Annotated in this window: 17 protein-coding genes, 1 tRNA gene and 1 pseudogene; 12 read left to right on the forward strand and 7 right to left on the reverse strand. The window is 65.2% G+C overall.

The features are described from left to right. Positions 1 to 306: 306 nt before the first annotated feature. The 3 genes from J9611_RS19715 to J9611_RS19725 form a co-directional block, all read right to left on the reverse strand. Entirely contained in the window at positions 307 to 1,389 is a 1,083-nt protein-coding gene (locus tag J9611_RS19715; protein ID WP_211882758.1) for an ABC transporter ATP-binding protein, read from the reverse strand. A gap of 234 nt (positions 1,390 to 1,623) precedes the next feature. Beyond that, positions 1,624 to 2,469: a trehalose-phosphatase gene (otsB, locus tag J9611_RS19720; RefSeq protein WP_211882759.1), complete on the reverse strand. Its 846-nt coding sequence runs from the start codon at positions 2,467 to 2,469 to the stop codon at positions 1,624 to 1,626. Further along, positions 2,459 to 3,934: an alpha,alpha-trehalose-phosphate synthase (UDP-forming) gene (locus tag J9611_RS19725; RefSeq protein WP_211882760.1), complete on the reverse strand. Its 1,476-nt coding sequence runs from the start codon at positions 3,932 to 3,934 to the stop codon at positions 2,459 to 2,461. The genes otsB and J9611_RS19725 overlap by 11 nt, the downstream gene beginning before the upstream one ends. Positions 3,935 to 4,122: 188 nt before the next feature. Here J9611_RS19725 and J9611_RS19730 point away from each other — a divergent pair, with 188 nt between their 5' ends. The 5 genes and pseudogenes from J9611_RS19730 to J9611_RS19750 form a co-directional block, all read left to right on the forward strand. Beyond that, positions 4,123 to 5,013, forward strand: a complete 891-nt coding sequence (locus tag J9611_RS19730; protein ID WP_211882761.1) for a DsbA family protein — start codon at positions 4,123 to 4,125, stop codon at positions 5,011 to 5,013. Positions 5,014 to 5,222: 209 nt separating this feature from the next. After that, positions 5,223 to 5,299 (forward strand) — tRNA-Thr (locus tag J9611_RS19735). Positions 5,300 to 5,485: 186 nt separating this feature from the next. After that, positions 5,486 to 5,662: a helix-turn-helix domain-containing protein gene (locus J9611_RS19740; RefSeq protein WP_307857163.1), complete on the forward strand. Its 177-nt coding sequence runs from the start codon at positions 5,486 to 5,488 to the stop codon at positions 5,660 to 5,662. A gap of 240 nt (positions 5,663 to 5,902) precedes the next feature. Beyond that, positions 5,903 to 6,190 (forward strand): hypothetical protein, encoded by a 288-nt coding sequence (locus J9611_RS19745; protein ID WP_211882762.1) that lies wholly within the window; start codon positions 5,903 to 5,905, stop codon positions 6,188 to 6,190. Positions 6,191 to 6,236: 46 nt separating this feature from the next. Then, positions 6,237 to 6,579, forward strand: a pseudogene (locus J9611_RS19750) (ribonucleotide-diphosphate reductase subunit beta); the annotation flags it as partial. Between the two features lie 120 nt (positions 6,580 to 6,699). On the opposite strand, the gene J9611_RS19755 reads toward J9611_RS19750, so the two are convergent. From J9611_RS19755 to J9611_RS19765, 3 genes are all read right to left on the reverse strand, one after another. Beyond that, positions 6,700 to 7,470, reverse strand: a complete 771-nt coding sequence (locus J9611_RS19755) for a hypothetical protein (protein ID WP_211882763.1) — start codon at positions 7,468 to 7,470, stop codon at positions 6,700 to 6,702. 442 nt (positions 7,471 to 7,912) lie between these two features. Then, entirely contained in the window at positions 7,913 to 10,441 is a 2,529-nt protein-coding gene (locus J9611_RS19760) for an ABC transporter permease (RefSeq protein WP_211882764.1), read from the reverse strand. Between the two features lie 2 nt (positions 10,442 to 10,443). Next, positions 10,444 to 11,229, reverse strand: coding sequence for an ABC transporter ATP-binding protein (locus tag J9611_RS19765; RefSeq protein WP_211882765.1), 786 nt, complete (start codon positions 11,227 to 11,229; stop codon positions 10,444 to 10,446). 194 nt (positions 11,230 to 11,423) lie between these two features. Between J9611_RS19765 and J9611_RS19770 the strand changes: the two genes are divergently transcribed. The 5 genes from J9611_RS19770 (at position 11,424) to J9611_RS19790 (ending at position 14,221) form a co-directional block, all read left to right on the forward strand. Continuing rightward, the gene (locus tag J9611_RS19770) at positions 11,424 to 12,593 is read left to right on the forward strand and encodes a sensor histidine kinase (RefSeq protein ID WP_211882766.1); all 1,170 of its coding nucleotides are present in this window, start codon (positions 11,424 to 11,426) and stop codon (positions 12,591 to 12,593) included. Beyond that, positions 12,578 to 13,273, forward strand: a complete 696-nt coding sequence (locus J9611_RS19775) for a response regulator (RefSeq protein ID WP_211882767.1) — start codon at positions 12,578 to 12,580, stop codon at positions 13,271 to 13,273. The genes J9611_RS19770 and J9611_RS19775 overlap by 16 nt, the downstream gene beginning before the upstream one ends. Positions 13,274 to 13,543: 270 nt before the next feature. Next, complete coding sequence (locus J9611_RS19780) at positions 13,544 to 13,759, forward strand: hypothetical protein (protein WP_211882768.1); 216 nt, start codon at positions 13,544 to 13,546, stop codon at positions 13,757 to 13,759. Between the two features lie 34 nt (positions 13,760 to 13,793). Continuing rightward, entirely contained in the window at positions 13,794 to 14,084 is a 291-nt protein-coding gene (locus J9611_RS19785; protein WP_211882774.1) for a HipA domain-containing protein, read from the forward strand. Beyond that, the gene (locus tag J9611_RS19790; RefSeq protein ID WP_211882769.1) at positions 14,033 to 14,221 is read left to right on the forward strand and encodes a hypothetical protein; all 189 of its coding nucleotides are present in this window, start codon (positions 14,033 to 14,035) and stop codon (positions 14,219 to 14,221) included. The genes J9611_RS19785 and J9611_RS19790 overlap by 52 nt, the downstream gene beginning before the upstream one ends. Positions 14,222 to 14,288: 67 nt before the next feature. On the opposite strand, the gene J9611_RS19795 is transcribed toward J9611_RS19790, so the two are convergent. After that, complete coding sequence (locus J9611_RS19795) at positions 14,289 to 15,299, reverse strand: MFS transporter (RefSeq protein WP_211882770.1); 1,011 nt, start codon at positions 15,297 to 15,299, stop codon at positions 14,289 to 14,291. 227 nt (positions 15,300 to 15,526) lie between these two features. Here J9611_RS19795 and J9611_RS19800 point away from each other — a divergent pair, with 227 nt between their 5' ends. Then, positions 15,527 to 15,829, forward strand: a complete 303-nt coding sequence (locus tag J9611_RS19800) for a DUF4193 domain-containing protein (protein ID WP_211882771.1) — start codon at positions 15,527 to 15,529, stop codon at positions 15,827 to 15,829. Positions 15,830 to 16,035: 206 nt separating this feature from the next. Continuing rightward, on the forward strand, positions 16,036 to 16,581 hold the full coding sequence (locus J9611_RS19805) for an AMIN-like domain-containing (lipo)protein (protein ID WP_211882772.1): 546 nt from the start codon (positions 16,036 to 16,038) through the stop codon (positions 16,579 to 16,581). Positions 16,582 to 16,793: the final 212 nt, after the last annotated feature.

A 16,793-nucleotide genomic window follows, 5' to 3' on the forward strand; every position in this document is an offset into this window, starting at 1 on the left:
AATTCCCGGGCCCCGGCCTCTCATTCCCAGGCCGTCAGCGGGCCGCCCAAAGCTCCGAAGAGCGGCCCGGAAGCCGTATCCCATCTCCGGATTGCCCCTTGTTCAGCGCTCTCCTAGCACAGGGGCCGGGCAGTGGGGCCGAAGACCTGCAGTGACAGCCTGCCGTCACCGCCGGCATTGACAGCCTGCGTTAAAGCCCGACGGCGGCCCCCGGCTTGGGGGGCCGCCGTCAGTCGCGCGGTGGGTGGGCCCACGCTGGCAGGGTTCCCTGGCCGAAGCGGAGCGAGGTTAGGGAGCCGGTGGGGACTAGTCGCCGAGGCGCAGGCCCGTCTTGGTGTCAAACAGGTGGACGTGCCCGGACTGGGGGCGTACCCAGATGGACTCACCCTTCTTCGGAGGGCGGCGGCCGTCGACGCGGGCCACGATGTCGTGGCTCTTGCCGTCCAGGGTCGAGTGGCCGTAGACGTAAGCGTCGGCACCGAGTTCCTCGACGACGTCGACCTCGACCTGGAGCCCTTCGCCCTCGGTTGCGTTCTCAAGGTCTTCCGGACGGGAACCGACGGTGACCGTCTTGCCGTGCGCCTCGTCGAGGATGTTGCGCGGAACGGGGTAGACGGTGCCGCCGAACTGCACGCCGCCGTCGACCACCGGAAGCTCGAGCAGGTTCATGGCGGGGGAGCCGATGAAGCCTGCCACGAAAACGTTCTTCGGCTTGTCGTAGAGGTTGCGCGGGGTGTCGACCTGCATCAGCAGACCGTCCTTGAGAACCGCGACACGGTCACCCATGGTCATCGCCTCGACCTGGTCGTGGGTCACATAGACCGTCGTGACGCCCAGGCGGCGGGTCAGGGACGCGATCTGGGTCCGGGTCTGCACGCGGAGCTTGGCATCCAGGTTGGACAACGGCTCGTCCATGAGGAAGACCTGCGGGTTCCGCACGATCGCACGGCCCATGGCGACACGCTGGCGCTGGCCGCCGGAGAGCGCCTTCGGTTTGCGGTCCAGATACGGCTCGAGGTCCAGGAGCTTGGCGGCCTCTTGGACCCGCGCGGTGCGCTCTTCCTTGCTGATGCCGGCGATCTTCAGCGCGAAGCCCATGTTGTCCGCGACGGTCATGTGCGGGTACAGGGCGTAGTTCTGGAAGACCATGGCGATGTCGCGGTCCTTCGGGGGGACGTCGGTGACATCGCGGTCGCCAATGAGGATACGGCCGGAGTTCACGTCCTCGAGACCTGCGAGCATGCGCAGGGAGGTGGATTTTCCACAGCCTGAGGGTCCGACGAGGACCAGGAATTCGCCATCGGCGATATCAATGCTGAGCTTGTCAACAGCGGGCTTGTCCGTGCCCGGGTACAGACGCGTTGCGTTATCAAAAGTAACTGTAGCCACAGTTATCAATCCCTTCACCGGCAGGTACGTGCCGGACGATCCGTAGTGAATGGTCGTTTTATTCAGTTGTCTGTTCAATTGTACGTTTCATGCGCATACTCCCCGGCCTAAGCCGAGGAGTATCCAATGACGCCGCACGGTAACTGTGCGCCACATCACAACCAGAGTATGGCATGTCTATGGCATTCCGGCCAAAATGTTACGAACGTCACAGGTGAAACGTCTCACACAGGCCTAGTCTGCGCCGGCCGCGGCACGTTTCCGCTCCCGCAACAGCGCCTCCAGGAAGTCGCAGACCTGGACCGGGGACTCCACGCGGAACTCCGCCTGGGTGAAATCGAGGCCCACCTTGACCCCCAGGTCGCCGGGGACCAGCCTGCCCAGGGCATCCTCGTCGGTGACGTCGTCCCCGGCGAAGACCACGGCCGTGGCCCCGGTGGCCTGCCTCAGGAAGGCGACCCCCTCGCCCTTCGAGGCGTGGACCACGGAAGACTCCAGCACGCGGTTTCCGGTTTTCAGGAAGACGCCCGGGCGGTCCTGCAGCACGGCACGGGCCGCGGCCACCGCATCCTCGGCGACGTCGTCGGCCGCGAGCCTGGTATGGAGGACGACTCCGGCGGGCTTGTCCTCCAGCAGCGTGCCCGGCGCGTGTTCCACGATCCCTTCGAGGACCAGGCGGACGCCGGCAAGCAGTTCCCGCTGGGCGCCGTCGAGCGTGAGCGGGGCGGAGCCGGCCCCCATCCAGACTTCCGCGCCGTGGCTGCCGATCAGCAGCGTGTTCTCCGGCGGGAAGGCGACCGCCCGCAGGCTGGCCAGGGCCCGACCCGAGATGAGCGCCGTCGTCGTCCGCGGGAGGGCGGCCAGCCCGGCGAAGGCGGCCGCCGCGCGGGGGAGGGCCCGGGAGTCTTCCGCATGGTCCACGAGGGGTGCCATGGTGCCGTCAAAATCCATCGTGACCAGCAGGTGATCGGTGCCGGCGACCCGGCGGATCGCCTCCAGCAGTTCGGGGGAGAGCGAAAGGGACGTCGTGCCGGGGTTGTCGGCGGCGGACTTGTCGGCGCCGGTGGCGTCACGTGTCATCGCGGATTACCTTCTCGTTGAGGGCGGTCAGGAACTCAGAAGACCAGCGGTCGACGTCGTGGTCCAGAATCTGCTTGCGCATCGCCCGCATCCGGCGCGCGGCCTCGGCCGGCTGCATGTTCACGGCCTTCATGATGGTGTCCTTGAGGCCGTCGATGTCGTGCGGGTTCATCAGCAGTGCCTGCTTGAGCTGGTCCGCTGCGCCGGCAAATTCGCTGAGTACGAGCGCGCCATCGTTGTTGGTGCGGGCCGTGACGTATTCCTTCGCCACGAGGTTCATGCCGTCCCGCAGGGCGGTGACCAGCATGACGTCCGCCGCGAGGTACAGCGCCACCATCTCCTCGACGGGGTAGCTGTGGTGCAGGTAGCGGACGGCGGTGTTCTGCATGGTGTCGTAGGTGCCGTTGATGTGTCCGACGGTGCCCTCGACCTCCTCGCGCAGCAGGCGGTACTGCTCCACGCGTTCCCGGCTGGGGCTGGCCACCTGGATCAGGGCCGCGTCCTCCACGGTGACCTTGCCGTCGGCCAGCAGTTCCTCGTAGGCCTTGAGCCGGTGGCGGATGCCCTTGGTGTAGTCGAGGCGGTCGACGCCGAGCAGGATGGTCTTGGGATTCCCGAGATCGCGGCGGATCTGGCGGGCGCGCTCGATGATCTCGGGCCTGCGTGCCAGCTCGCTGATCTGCTGCACGTCGATGGAGATGGGAAACGCCTGGGCGCGGGCAATGTGGGTGGTTGCGCCGTCGCCGCCCTTTACATGGACCTGCTGCTGCTTGACGCTGGCACCCAGGAAGCGGCGGGCGGAGCGCATGAAGTTCCCCGCGTCGCTGCTGCGCTGGAAGCCCACAAGGTCTGCGCCGAGCAGGCCGTCGATGATCGCCTGGCGCCACGGGAGCTGGGCGAAGATCTCCGGCGGAGGGAAGGGGATGTGGTTGAAGAAACCGATCCTCAGGTCCGGGCGCGCATCGCGGAGCATCTTGGGGACGAGCTGGAGCTGGTAGTCCTGCACCCAGACGGTGGCGCCGGGGGCCGCATGGTGCGCGACGGCGTCGGCGAACCTCCGGTTGACCCTGCGGTAGGCGTCCCACCAGGTCCGGTGGAACTCCGGCGGGGCGATCACGTCGTGGTACAGCGGCCACAGGGTCGCGTTGGAGAAGCCCTCATAGAACAGCTCGATGTCCTGCGTGCTGAGCTGGACGGGGACGAGGTCGATGCCGCCGTGGCTGAAGGGCTCGACGGTCTCATCGGGTGCGCCGTGCCAGCCCACCCAGGCGCCGTCGGTCTTGGTCATCATCGGAGCCAGGGCCGTGACGAGGCCTCCGGGGGAGCGGCGCCAGCCGTCCTCGCAGCCGCTTTCCTCCGCAGTGCAGCGGTCCACGGGCAACCGGTTGGAGACCACCATGAAGTCGTGCTCCGCGGCTGTCGCTGTGTTTGAAACCGCGTGATCGGCGCGTTTGGTTGCTTCCATTGGTGCCCCCTGGGCTCGCTCGTGGCTCTCAACCCACCCTAGCCGGACGGAATCTTCCGTGCTATTCGCCCATTTCGTCCTTTTGGGGGTGGCAGAGAAACTTGAGAGCGCAAGCTCTCAGTTTTCTCCCCTAAAATGATGAAGTTGCCACTGAGTGGACCATCCACGCCGATCGACACGAGGAACCAATGAGCCCCGCAAACGAACCACGACAGTCCAAGGCAGAGCGAACTGCCGCGGCCCGCGAGAAAGCACGGGAGATCCGCGAGGCGCAACTGAAGAAGGAAAAGCGCAACAAGCTGCTCATCGGCTGGGGCATCGTGGTGGCCGCCGTGGCAATCCTTGCCATCGTGGCACTCGTGGTCACCTCCGGCATCAAGAACAACGCCCCGATCGCCGACGAGGGCCCCGCCCCGGCCAACGGCAACGTCCATGGCGGCGTCACCCTGCTGGCCAACACCGACGTGGCCAAGTCGGACCCGGCAACCGTCAGCATGGCAGACCTTCCCTCCGCCCCGGCCACGCCGCCGGCAGCGGTCGCCGCGCCCGGCACCGAGGCCGAGACCGGCAAACCGGTCAAGGTCGTCCTCTACGTCGACTTCATCTGCCCGGTGTGCAAGAACTTCGAGGCGCAGTACAACACAGGACTGACCAAACTGCGCAACGAAGGCAAGATCACCCTGGAATACCGCCCGCTGGGCTTCCTGGATTCCAAATCCAGCACCAACTACTCCTCGCGGGCAGCCAACGCCGCGGCGTGCGTGGCGAACGAGTCCCCGGAGAAGTACGCGGACTTCTTCAATGCGCTCTATGACAAGCAGCCCGCTGAAGGCTCCGCCGGCCTGTCCGATTCGGAGCTGAAGAAGATGGCCACCGACCTCGGAGCCAAGAGCATCGACCAATGCGTGGATAACAAGACCTACCGCCCCTACGTGAAGCACACCACCCAGGAGGCCCAGGTCAGCGGGGTCACGGGTACGCCCACCGTCTTTGTCGAAGGCAAGCAGTGGGGCATCGGAGACAGCGCCCAGACTCCGTTCGACCAGTTCCTGCAGGCCGCCATCGACGCCAAGAAGTAGCAGCACCCAGCAGACGGCAACTGCAAGCCCGGTTCCGGATTCATCCGGGACCGGGCTTGCTTGTCCGGTTTTCAGCCGCGGTTACCCCGGTTCATCGCCGGCGTTTTTTTACCAGCGTTTTTATCACCGGGCATGCTTGGGCTAACCTTGTCTAGCGTCATGGCGCCAGGCCCCTCATCGGGGTACTGCGCCCGGCGTGACACAGGAATGCCTCCTTAGCTCAGTTGGCCAGAGCACCGCTCTTGTAAAGCGGGGGTCGTCGGTTCGAATCCGACAGGGGGCCCCACGAACCCCTCCATTCCGGCGATTTTGCCCGGGATGGAGGGGTTTTTCATGCCGGAAAATTTGGCACGACACGCTTACGACACGCTTTCAGGAAGCCGGCTTACGCACGTCGGCTCTCGGGCTGCATAGGGAAGCCATACAGACAAGCAGAAAGACCTTGGGACCGGCAACGGACCAAGGCAACACAGTGCAGCTCCTGACTACCGAGGAAGTGGCCGTCTGGCTGCAGGTGGCTCCCAAGACCCTCCGGAACTGGCGCTCCGCCGGGATCGGGCAGACGGCCCTGAAGCTCCATAGCGTCGTTCGCTATGACCGTGCCGCTGTTGAGGCCTGGATCGGCAAGACTTCGAAGGCAGCAGGCTGATGGGGCGGTCAAGCCTGCCGGTTGGTGTTTTATACGGACTTCGAAACAAGCCGATGAAGCTTTTCTCCTGGGTCTGATCGTTTCGCCTAAAAGTTTCGCCTAAAAGGATGCATTAATGCTGGAGCCTCCGTGGTATTACCCCGCCGTAGGAGAAAATTGTCCTGCGTCGTCCGCGAGGTCCGCTATCTCAAAACTGTCGCTGGTCGTGTTCCTGCAAATAACGCTGCTACGGTCATACGCATGTTGCCTTTGTTTTCCGCCCTCATCGGCCTTGCGGGCGTGACTATTGCCGTCCTCGCTTGGCGTGTCAACGTCTATGCAAAACACGATCTTGAAGCGGTCAGCCGGATTCGCGAATGGGCACTTGAAGTCGGCGACGATCTACAGAGGGTGCAAGCCTTGGGTGTGCGGGCAGTGTGCACCGCTGAAACTCCGCCGTTCTCCTACAGCATCCGTTCATATGCACAACATGAACTCATAGGAGATTTGGAATTCGTTGCCCATCGTGAACGAATGAAGGGCTGTTAGCTGCAACTTCAAACTGACCAGAGACGGCAATTTGGATTGACCGTTCGGCTACAAGTTCCAGAAGGGCCTCGAGACGGCCTCCGAAGAGCGTCGCGAAGGACTACACCTTCGAGCTGTACGAGAACGAAGTCCAGTACACGCACGATCTCTACGACGGTGTCGGCCTGGCTGAAGATGTCAAGAAGTTCCTGCACTACAACGCCAACAAGGCGCTCAACAACCTGGGCTACGAGGGCATGTTCGCCCAGAACACCACCAACGTGAGCCCGGCGATCCTGTCGGCTCTGTCACCGAACGCCGACGAGAACCACGACTTCTTCAGCGGGAGCGGCTCAAGCTACAAAATAGCAGCCGCAGTCGAGACCCAAGACGGCGACTGGGACTTCTAGGAGAGACTGCTGAACTAAGTGCTTTTCAGGGCAGCCCGGGCATTCGTGTGAGTTGACGACTTAGTTGGCATAACTGACAAGTTAGTTGGCGCCGTGACAAAAAGCATGGCGCCGTGCCAACTATCTTGGCCGGCGTTGGTTGGTTGACCAATTTGACCCATGCTGCGTGCATTTCCCGGAGGGGGGCGCCCGAGAGTCTTCATGATTGGCGCTGGCTGCTACCCGTGAGCGGGATCCCCGGAGGCCCACGGCACCCGATGTGCACGTCCGCTGGCAGCCCACAGTCGGGGTGCGGATCTGACTCAAGACGGTGCGGCCGAACGGGTTCAGGGCATTTTCGACCTTGCGTGTCCCGATGGTGACCGTCTGCGCTTCGGCCGGCCGGTTTTGGGTCCCGGGGTTGGCTGTGGTGACCTCGAGGGACCCGTCGGGGTCCAGGACCAGATTCTGGGTGGGCGTTTCTGTGGGCGAGGGAGGTGCGGTGTCTTTGACAGCATCAGGGGCCAGGGTGAGGATTCCCGGCAGGGCGTCGGGCTTAAGAAGCTCCGACGCAGAATGGACCTCTCCGGTGCCGATGTCGGCGTAGACCGTGCGGGACTTGAGAGTGCTGGTGCCGTCCGGGGCCGTGTCCCGCTCGTTTTCGCGGAGAACTATCACCGTTCCGGAGACCTCGACGGGTTCTTCCGTCAGGGTGGTTCCGGGGCCCGACGCTGGCAGCTGAGTTGTGTTCAGCGCCATCGCCGGTCGGTAGCGGCCGCCCGGAGGGGCCGTCTTGGCGTCCAGGATGCTAAGCAGCCACGAATCCACCTGGACGTTCAGCCCTGGCAGACCGTCAATGTAGGTCCAGGACGCTGTGACCGGTGCGCCGCCGCTGGCGGCTGACAGCGACATGGAAGAAGTCCCAGGGGAGGTCCGTCAGCGGGCGTTGATAAGTCGAAACTTCCAGAGTTCGGGGGAGCCTGTCAGGAGTTTTATGGTTGGATTAGCAGGCTGCATCTTTGTTGGCTCCAGGGTGGCCACCCCAGCCGCCGTACTGGCATGAGCCGGATTCGCCGCTAAAGGGGGCAAGTTTGGCCATGCAATGCTTAGCAGCAATGCCAGAGAAAAAGATGCCCAACGCCTTCCGGAGTCGGCGCTCCGGTAGCCCTGAATACGATCATTCTGAATATTATGCATAGACATGGGGACCTGCGATTCTTCGAATTCACGGGCGTCTACAGCGGCGAACCGTGAAAGGATGCGGCTAAAGAGACCTCTTCTAATTTCATGCCATGACAGCAAATGCTCCGGTGTTGGTCAGCTCGGCCTGAGGAGGCCGAGCTGACCAACACCCTCAGTCGGCGCTGATCGCCTTGAGGACGTTCACCCGGCTGGAGCGCCGGGCCGGGCCGATGGCGGCGAGAACACCGATGACCGCGGCAACCAGGACGTAGACCGCCAGGCTTTCGATGGGGACGCTGAGGGTGGGGACCGAGGGCAGGGATCGGGCGAGAGCAACCCCGCCCACTGTGCCCAGCAGCACTCCCATCAGCGCGCCGAAGAGCGACATCAGCAGCGACTCGCGTCGGATGACCCCGCGGACCTGTCTCCTGGTGGCCCCAACGGCCCGCATCAGCCCGATCTCCCGGGTCCGTTCCATCACGGACAGCGCGAGGGTGTTGATAATGCCCAGTGCCGCAACAACGATGGACAGGGCGAGCAATGCTGTGACCAGTCCCATTGCCTGGTCAATCGAGGCCTGCTCGGTCCTGACGAATTCGTTGGGGTCGCTGATCAGCACGTTGGGGTAGCCGGCCAGAGCGTGGCTGATCCGGCTCCGGACCGCCGGGGTGTCGGCGCTGGAAACGGTTTTGATCATAACCATGTCGTCAAGGCGTGAGGTGACGTTGGCTGCATAGTCATTGAGGCTCAGTAGTTGGCCTGTGCCGACGAGTGAATCGAGGTCAAACGTTGCTGCCACCTGGAAGCTGCGCTGGCCCGTTTCCGGGAATGTGACCTTGATGCTGTCGCCCACACCGGCATTGAGTTCCCTGGCCTGCGAGGTGGACAGCAGTATGGTTCCGTCGCGGAAATCCGCGAGGGAGCCGGTGGCGATGCCCAGGTCCACCACCCTGCCCAGATCTGCGGCCGGGACCCCGACGACGTTGCCCACGTTGCCGTTGACGCGCGCCTGGGAGTAGCGCCACTCCACGACTGTATCGACGCCGGTCTGCCGTTTGATGATGTCAGCGACAGCGGGGCTCATGCCGCTGGTGTTGGTGACGGATCTCAGGATCAGGTCGGACCGGTTGCCGGCATGCAGCAGATCGGCGGCCGAGGCCTTGATTGAGGACGCCGTGACGGAAACGGCGCAGACGACCGCCAGCCCGACGGTCAGGGCCATGGCTGTGGCGGCCGCGCGCCGCGGGACCCGTGAAATGTTGCGGCTTGCAAGGCTCCAGCCGCCACCGGGGCGTCCACTGTTGGTGACCGCGGCGATTCCCCGCGCCAGCTGTGGCCCGGCGACGACGATTCCGGCAAATGCCGTCAGCGCGCCGACCCCGGTCAGGGCAAGCTGGTTCTGCATCAGTGCCGCGGCCGTCAGGCCGGCCGTTCCGGCGGCAAGCAGAACCACCCCGGTGGCGGTGCGCACCCGACCGATGCGTCCGCTGACCGGTGTGGCGGAGCGCAGCGCCTCCATGGGAGCCACCCGTGTTGCCGATACCGCCGGAACGAGGGCGGAGACGACGGTGATGAGCACGCCTACCAGTAGCGCGGTCACGATGGTTCGCGGCTCGACAACGGCCGCGGTCGCGGGCACTTCGATGCCGAGAGAGGACAGCAGTGCGCGCAGGCCCACGGCCACCCCAACACCGGCACCCAGCCCGAAGCCTGCCGATACCAGGCCCACCAGGACAGCCTCGGTGATAATGCCGGTGAGGACCTGGCCGCGCGTTGCCCCAACCGCCCGCAGCAGCGCCACCTCGCGCCTGCGCTGGGCCACCAGGACGGCGAAGGTGTTCCAGATGACGAAGGAGCCCACCAGCAGGGAGATGCCGGCAAAGACGAGCAGCACGGTGGTGAAGATGCCCAGGCCGTCCCTTACCGTCTTCGAGGATTCACCGGAGACCTGCTCCGAGGTCACTGCCTGGGTGCCCGGAGGCAGCACCTGGGAAATCCGGTCCCTCAACTCCACAGCGGCAACGCTGGCTTCGGCCCGGACGTCCACCTGGTCGACCTTGCCCGTCTTGCCCAGCAAGCGCTGGGCGGTGGCCGTGTCGAACGAGGCCAGCGTGGCACCGGCCAGGCTGTCCGTATCACCGAATCCCACAAGTCCCATTACCGTGAACTCTCCGGTCCCGTCCGGGAAGACCACCCTGACCCGGTCCCCGAGGACGTATCCGGCCTTCCGGGCCGAGCCGGCATCCAGGGCCATTTCATCCGGGCCGGCGGGGGCGCGTCCGGCACGGTAGGAGAAACCACCGGCCAGGGCCAGGGCCGGGTCCCGGTGCACGCTGCCGCCCAGGGTGGGCGCTCCACCGGGCTGGATAGGCTGGCCGTTCCTGTCCAGGATCAGTGCGAAGCCGGTGACCGAGCCCTCCGCGGAGGCCACGCCGGAAACTCCGCGGACCGTTTCCACGATGGACTCATCCAGGGGGTGAACCTGGCCGGGAAGGCTGGCACCGGGGTCATTTGACTGGGCGCGGACGGTGACGTCGGTGCCCTTGGCCAGTCCGGCGAAGAGTTCGTCAAAGGCCCTGCCCATGGTGTCCGACAAAACCAGCGAACCCGAGACAAAGGCCACGCCCACGGTGATCGCGGCGACCGTGAGCAGCAGCCTGACCTTGTGCGCCAACAGGGCGCGCAGTGCGTACCTGAACATGATCAGTCACCGAGCCGTTTCATCGTTTCCAGCACGCTCTCACGCGTGGGAGACTGCAGTTCCTCCACCGCCCGCCCGTCGGTAAGAAACACGACGCGGTCCGCGTAGGCCGCGGCGACCGGATCGTGCGTGACCATGACGACCGTCTGCTCCAGCTCATCGACGGCGGAGCGCAGAAACCCCAGCAGCTGGGCCCCGGTACGGGAATCGAGGGCGCCGGTGGGCTCGTCGGCGAAGACGACCTCCGGTTTGGAGACCAGTGCCCGGGCCACCGCGACGCGCTGCTGCTCCCCGCCGGAAAGCTCGTGCGGGCGGTGACTAAGCCTGTCCTCCAGGCCCAGCCGGTTGATGACCTCCTCAAACCACGCGCCGTCGACCTTCCGGCCGGCCAAATCGCAGGGCAGGGTGATGTTTTCCCGCCCCGTCAAGACAGGCAGCAGGTTGAAGGCCTGGAAGATAAAGCCAAGCCGGTCCCGGCGCAGCAGAGCCAGCTGCCGGTCCGAAAGTCCGGCCAGGTCCCTCTCGCCGATAAAGGCACGGCCCGAGGCCAGGCGATCCAGCCCGGCAAGGCAATGCAGCAGCGTGGACTTGCCGGACCCGGACGGGCCCATAATCGCGGTAAAGTTCCCGACATTGAAATCGACGGTGACGGCGTCAAGGGCCACGACGGCGGCGGTGCCGCTTCCGTAGGTTTTCGTGGCCTGCTCCACGCGTGCCGCCACCTGCCTGCCGGTGCTTCCGGCACGCGCTTGATTCCTCGTTGTCGACGTAAGCGTGTTCGGAATCATTTTGGGGTTTCCTTTTCTCGGTCCGTACAACTACCCGATCAACGTAGATCCACCGCCCTCATGCCGCGTCGTGCCGGGAGACTGATCCGGCACCGGATTGGAGTATCCGATGCTGCCCGGCGTACACCCTGTGGACGAGATCAATCGTTCCCCGGATGTATTGACCGCCCCCTGGACCGGCGTATGGTCAAGGCATGAAGCGGGAGGAGCCGTTCGACGGACCCACACGCCGGACCCGATTGCTCGATACGGCCGTGGCCGGAGCTGTGTTCGCGATGGCCTTCGGCCAGATCCTGCTGGATCCGGGTTTGACCCCGGGCTGGGCAACGGCAGTATTCGGTGCAGGGCTGTCCTTGTCATTGTTGCGGCGCAGCACGAGGCCGCACCTGGCCGTGGCGGGCATAACAATCTCATTGGCCTTCGCGGCCGCCACCGGGGTGCCGGTACAGAGTTTTGTTGTCGTGGGCTACGCCTGCATGGCGGCCGTCTGGACGGCCGCCGCAAGACTGCCCACGGCGTCTTCCCTCCTGGGACTGGGCCTGGTCACGGCGGCGGCATCCGTGGCGTCCCCGCAGGGCCCCGGCGTGAATCTCCTGGAGAACCTCGCGTGGGTCAGCATCCTTCTCGGCGGGGTCTGGGGCGTGTCGCGGGCGCTGCGGAGCCGGGCTGAGCTGATCGTGAAGCTGCGACAGGCGACATTCGAGCTTGAAGAGTCCAGGGCAGCCCGGACCCGCGCCGAACTCGTGGCAGAGCGTGCCCGGATTGCCCGGGAACTGCACGACGTCGTCGCCCATGCCGTGAGCGTGATGGTCATCCAGACGGCCGCGGCCCGGAAGGTTCTTCCCCCCGAGGCGCAGAGGTCCGCCGCGGCGCTGGCCTCCGTCGAGGAATCCGGACGCCAGGCGCTCACTGAGCTGAGGCATCTGCTCCTGGTCCTCCGGCCTGCCGATGAATCCGCCGGCCTGACGCCGCAGCCGGGGCTCTCGGAGCTGCCCGGGCTGCTGGAACGGCTGGAGACGGCCGGCCTGCACGTCACGGTCACCGAAACGGGGCCTGCGACGGCTCTGCCGTCCGGCACGAGCCTGACAGGATACCGCGTGATCCAGGAGGCACTGACCAACGTACTCAGACACGCCGGCACCGATACCGCCCGGCTGCACCTGGCCTATTCGCACGGGGCACTCGAGATAGACGCCACAAACGACGGTCCGCGCGTCCAACCGCCCGCCCGAACAGGCGGTGGGCTGGGCCTGATCGGCATGCAGGAGCGCGTCAGCAGCCACGGCGGCTCCCTGAGCTACGGGCCCCTGCCCGCGGGAGGATTCCGGATCCACGCCACCCTGCCGGGATGGACGGATACGTGAACCCGGGGAACATACGCGTTGTGGTCGTGGACGACCAATCGCTGGTCCGCGGCGGCTTCGCCATGATTCTCGATGCCGAACCGGACATTGAGGTCATCGGACAGGCGGCCGAGGGCACGGCGGCCGTGCGGATGTGCGCCGACCTGCACCCGGACGTCGTCCTAATGGACGTCAGGATGCCCGGGATGGACGGAATCGAGGCCACACGCCGCATCACCGCCGGCGGAAACTCCCACGTGCTGGTGCTCACGACCTTCGACATGGACGAGTACCTCTACGACTCGATCCGCGCCGGTGCCAGCGGCTTCCTGCTCAAGGACGCGCCCAGCGACCAGCTGGCGTTTGCCGTACGCGCGGTTGCCGCAGGAGACACCTTCCTGGCTTCGGCCGTGACCCGGCGCCTGATCGAAGCGTTTGTCAGCGGACCGCTGCCCGGCCGCCAGCCGGATCTCCTCGCAGCCCTAACGGACCGCGAGCTTCAGGTATTAACGGAAGTCGGTCACGGACTCTCGAACGCCGAAATCGCAGCGCGCCTCTACGTCTCCGAGACGACCGTCAAAACCCATGTCGTGCACATTCTGGCCAAACTCGGCCTGCGCGACCGGATCCGCGCCGTGGTCCTGGCCTACGAAACCGGGCTGGTCAAACGCGGCGGCCAGGGGGTCCCTGAGGCGCCCTGAATGTCCGGTTCGGAATACTTTTGGCAGAACACAGTGCTGCCGCCTCCTTATAGGGGAGCGCGGCAGTCGCTGTGAGTTGCTTGGAATGTGTCAGAAAGGGGTGCGTACATTGCGCACGCTCTGGGCTTCGGACTGTAAAAGGGACGATGCTGGAGGCAGCAAACGTTTTCAGAGTGCGGAGCCCGCCTGTGCACGGGTGGGAGCCGGCCGTCCGCTGACGGAACTGGCGGCGATTTCGGCCAGACCCAGAACCGCAAACGCGACGATTCCATGCAGGATTCCGAGGCCGGGTACCGCGAAGGACGCAAAGGCAAGGGCAACCTGAACCACGACGGCCAGCAGCAGCCAGGCCGACACTTCACACCCAGATTGGCTATCAACGCCATCACGACCAGCATTATGGCCGATGGCGGGATGATGAACTGGCCCACGACCTGGTGTATGTCGAAACCGGCGAAGTCCGTGTTCTCCGTGATGGGTCGCTGAGGCGTTTGTCCGTGCCCTTGCCTACCAGTGGGCCATCTGGGGGACGGATGCGCACGCCAAGAACTACTCCCTGATCCTGTCCGAAGGCACGGTCAGGCTGGCGCCGTTGTACGACGTCGCCTCGTACCTGCCGTATGCCACGACCGGGCCCGATGCCAAGCCGGTGCGCCTGCCGATGCACATCGGCGGGGAGTACCGGATCCGGGCGATCCGTCGCAGCCACTGGGAACTACTGGCCGACAAAACGGGACTGGACCGAGAGCAAGTGTGCGGGTGGGCTCGGGAATCATCTCCTCAACTCCGTCGGCGCTCGAGGAAGCGGTGACGGAGCAACCTGCCGGGAGCCTCGTGTCCGGGTTCGCCCAAGGCATGGTGGAGAGCATCCGGAAGCACTGCGCCCTCGTGAACGGCGACGATGTCTGGCCTGGCATGAAGCGCCTGGCCGCAGCCATCTACAAGTAGGCCGGAACGGCCGGGATACGTTTACCCATTCCGCCGGCGCCCTGCGAAGTCCGGTACATGCGCCCGCCTACGCCCTCCGCGGGCCGCGCTGCCTGCGCCCGTGGACCAGGAAGTACAGCAGAACCGCAGCACACATCAGCAGGCTCAGGGCGCCGTACATCCCGGCGTAGCCCAGCACGGGGACGAGCGCACCGAGGACCACGGGACCCAGCCCCGTCCCGGCGTCGAGCATGAGGTAAAACGTGGAAATACCGGTGCCCATGCGCGCTGCCGGCACCGCGGTGACTGCAATCGTCTGGGCACACGGCAACAGTGCCCCGAAGCCGAAACCAACCAGGATCCCGGCCAGCCCGATGCTCCAGACGCTCGGTTCGAGCGCCAGCATGGCGAGGCCGAGGGCGAAGAATGCCAGCGTCGGATACATGACGCTGTTGTCGCCCCGGCGGTCCTGGATCCGTCCGACGAAGAACCTCGAGGCCAACACCGCTGCGGCATAGAGCAGGAAGAAGATCCCCGCGGAGTCGGACATTCCCCGGGCCTTGGCAGGCGGCACAGAAGAAGAAGATGCCCTCGTACCCTCCATTCGAGGAGAGAGCTGGATGGCCAGCGACGGCCCCACGGCCGTGGCGAGCGTGGCGGACAGACCGAAGTACCCGGTGCCCTCGCTCCGCCGCGCGGGCGGGATCAGGGCCTGGACCGCAGCCGCGATCGCCGTGTTCCCGGCACCAAAGGCCACCCCGTGGACGGCGCGTAATGCCAGCAGCAGGCCCAGCGTGTTCGCCTGCAGGTAGAGCAGCGACGCGATGACGAACACGGCGAGGCTGGCCAGAAGGACGCGGCGCCGGCCGAGGGTGTCGAGCAGCCGCCCGGCGAAGAGGCGAGCGACCACGGAACCAGCGATGAAGGCACTCGCGGCGAACCCGGCCGCGCTGTCCGAGGCCTGGAAACGTTCCACGGCGTAGAGCGCCATCGAGGTCATCAGCAGGTAAAACACCATCGCGATGAAGAAATTGGTAACGATCGCGAGGACAAAGTTCCGTGTCCAGAGCCTTGTCGGTGGCTGGCTGTCCTCGCCCATTCGCTATCCTTCCCCCGGCTGCGCACCTGGCCCGGTGGCCGGCGCGCGGCTTCAATTATCCCCGCGGCGCGGACCGGACAGGTGCTGGGCGGTGCCGCGGGTCCCGGCGCCGGGCCCGCGCGCGGTGCAGTTTTGTCCCATATCCCCCAACTGCGTGCATAATGACCTAAACTGCTTCACTGACACGCCTGAAATGGCGCTGCGCAGCAACGAAAGTGAACCCCGCCATGGCTACCGATTACGACGCCCCACGCAAGACAGAAGAAGAATCTCCGGCTGAATCACTGGAGGCCCTGCAGGCTTCCCGTGGCGGCGGCGCGCAGACTGCTGTCATTGACGTCGAGGAGAACGACACCGCCGAGGGAATCGACCTTCCCGGCGCGGATCTGTCCGGCGAAGAACTGACCGTCGTCGTCGTTCCCCAACAGTCCGATGAATTCATCTGTTCCTCCTGCTTCCTGGTCCGCCACCGGTCACAGGTGGCCCGTGAAAAGAACGGCCTGAAGTACTGCCGCGATTGCGAAGGCTAGGACCCGCCGGCGCACGCCATTAACTCCACAGCGTGTAGCAGCGGGCATCGCGACGCGCCGGACCCGCACGGGTGCCGGCGCTTCGCCGTTTTGTGACCCGGCGCGGCCCAGGCTAACGGTTGGGTGCCGAAGCCGGCGAAGCTCTCGCACGCAGACCCGGGCGCTCGTACGCTTGAACTGTCTGATCCTTTGAGGGGGTAGCCGAGTTGAAAAAGATCCAGGTGTGGCTTGTCGCCATTCTGATGGCCGCCGGTCTGGGCCTGCTGGCTCCCGGCCCCGCCGTCGCGGACTCCTACTGCGGGCTGGTCTGGGGGTCGCTGGTCAAGGCGGATCCCGCCATGAGCCAGGCGAAGGTGGTCAACGTCAGGACCGGGCAGCACTACTGCTTCGACCGGCTGGTCATTGACCTCAACGGAGCAGTGGCCGGCTACACCGTCGGCTATGTCAAGGAAGTGGGGCAGGACGGCTCCGGGGCACCGATCCCGTTGCGGGGCCAGGCGTTCCTCCACGTCACTGTCAATGCGCCCGCCTACGACGACAGCGGCAAGCCCACCTATAACCCGGCGGACAAGAACGAACTGAGCACCGTGACCGGCTACCAGACCTTCCGGCAGGTGGCGTGGGCAGGCAGTTTCGAGGGCTACACGAGCCTGGGGCTCGGGGTCCGGGCACGGTTGCCGTTCCGGGTGTTCACCCTGGCCGGCCCCGATACAGGTACACGCCTCGTGATCGACGTCGCCCACTTCTGGTAGCAAGCACTTCTGGTAACAACGACGCCGGCATCGGGCCGATCCCGGAATCAGACGCAAAGAGGCGGCCACATCCGCAGACGTGGCCGCCTCTTGCTAAGCCTTGATCCACCGATGAGATTGGGATCGGGTCCGGCGTTTTAAACACGAAATGCCCGTCTTTTGGGGGAAAATTGGCTTACCACAGTCAAAATTTCCGTACCGGAAGAGGACAT

Source organism: Pseudarthrobacter albicanus (assembly GCF_018224015.1).
GTDB lineage: Bacteria > Actinomycetota > Actinomycetes > Actinomycetales > Micrococcaceae > Arthrobacter > Arthrobacter albicanus.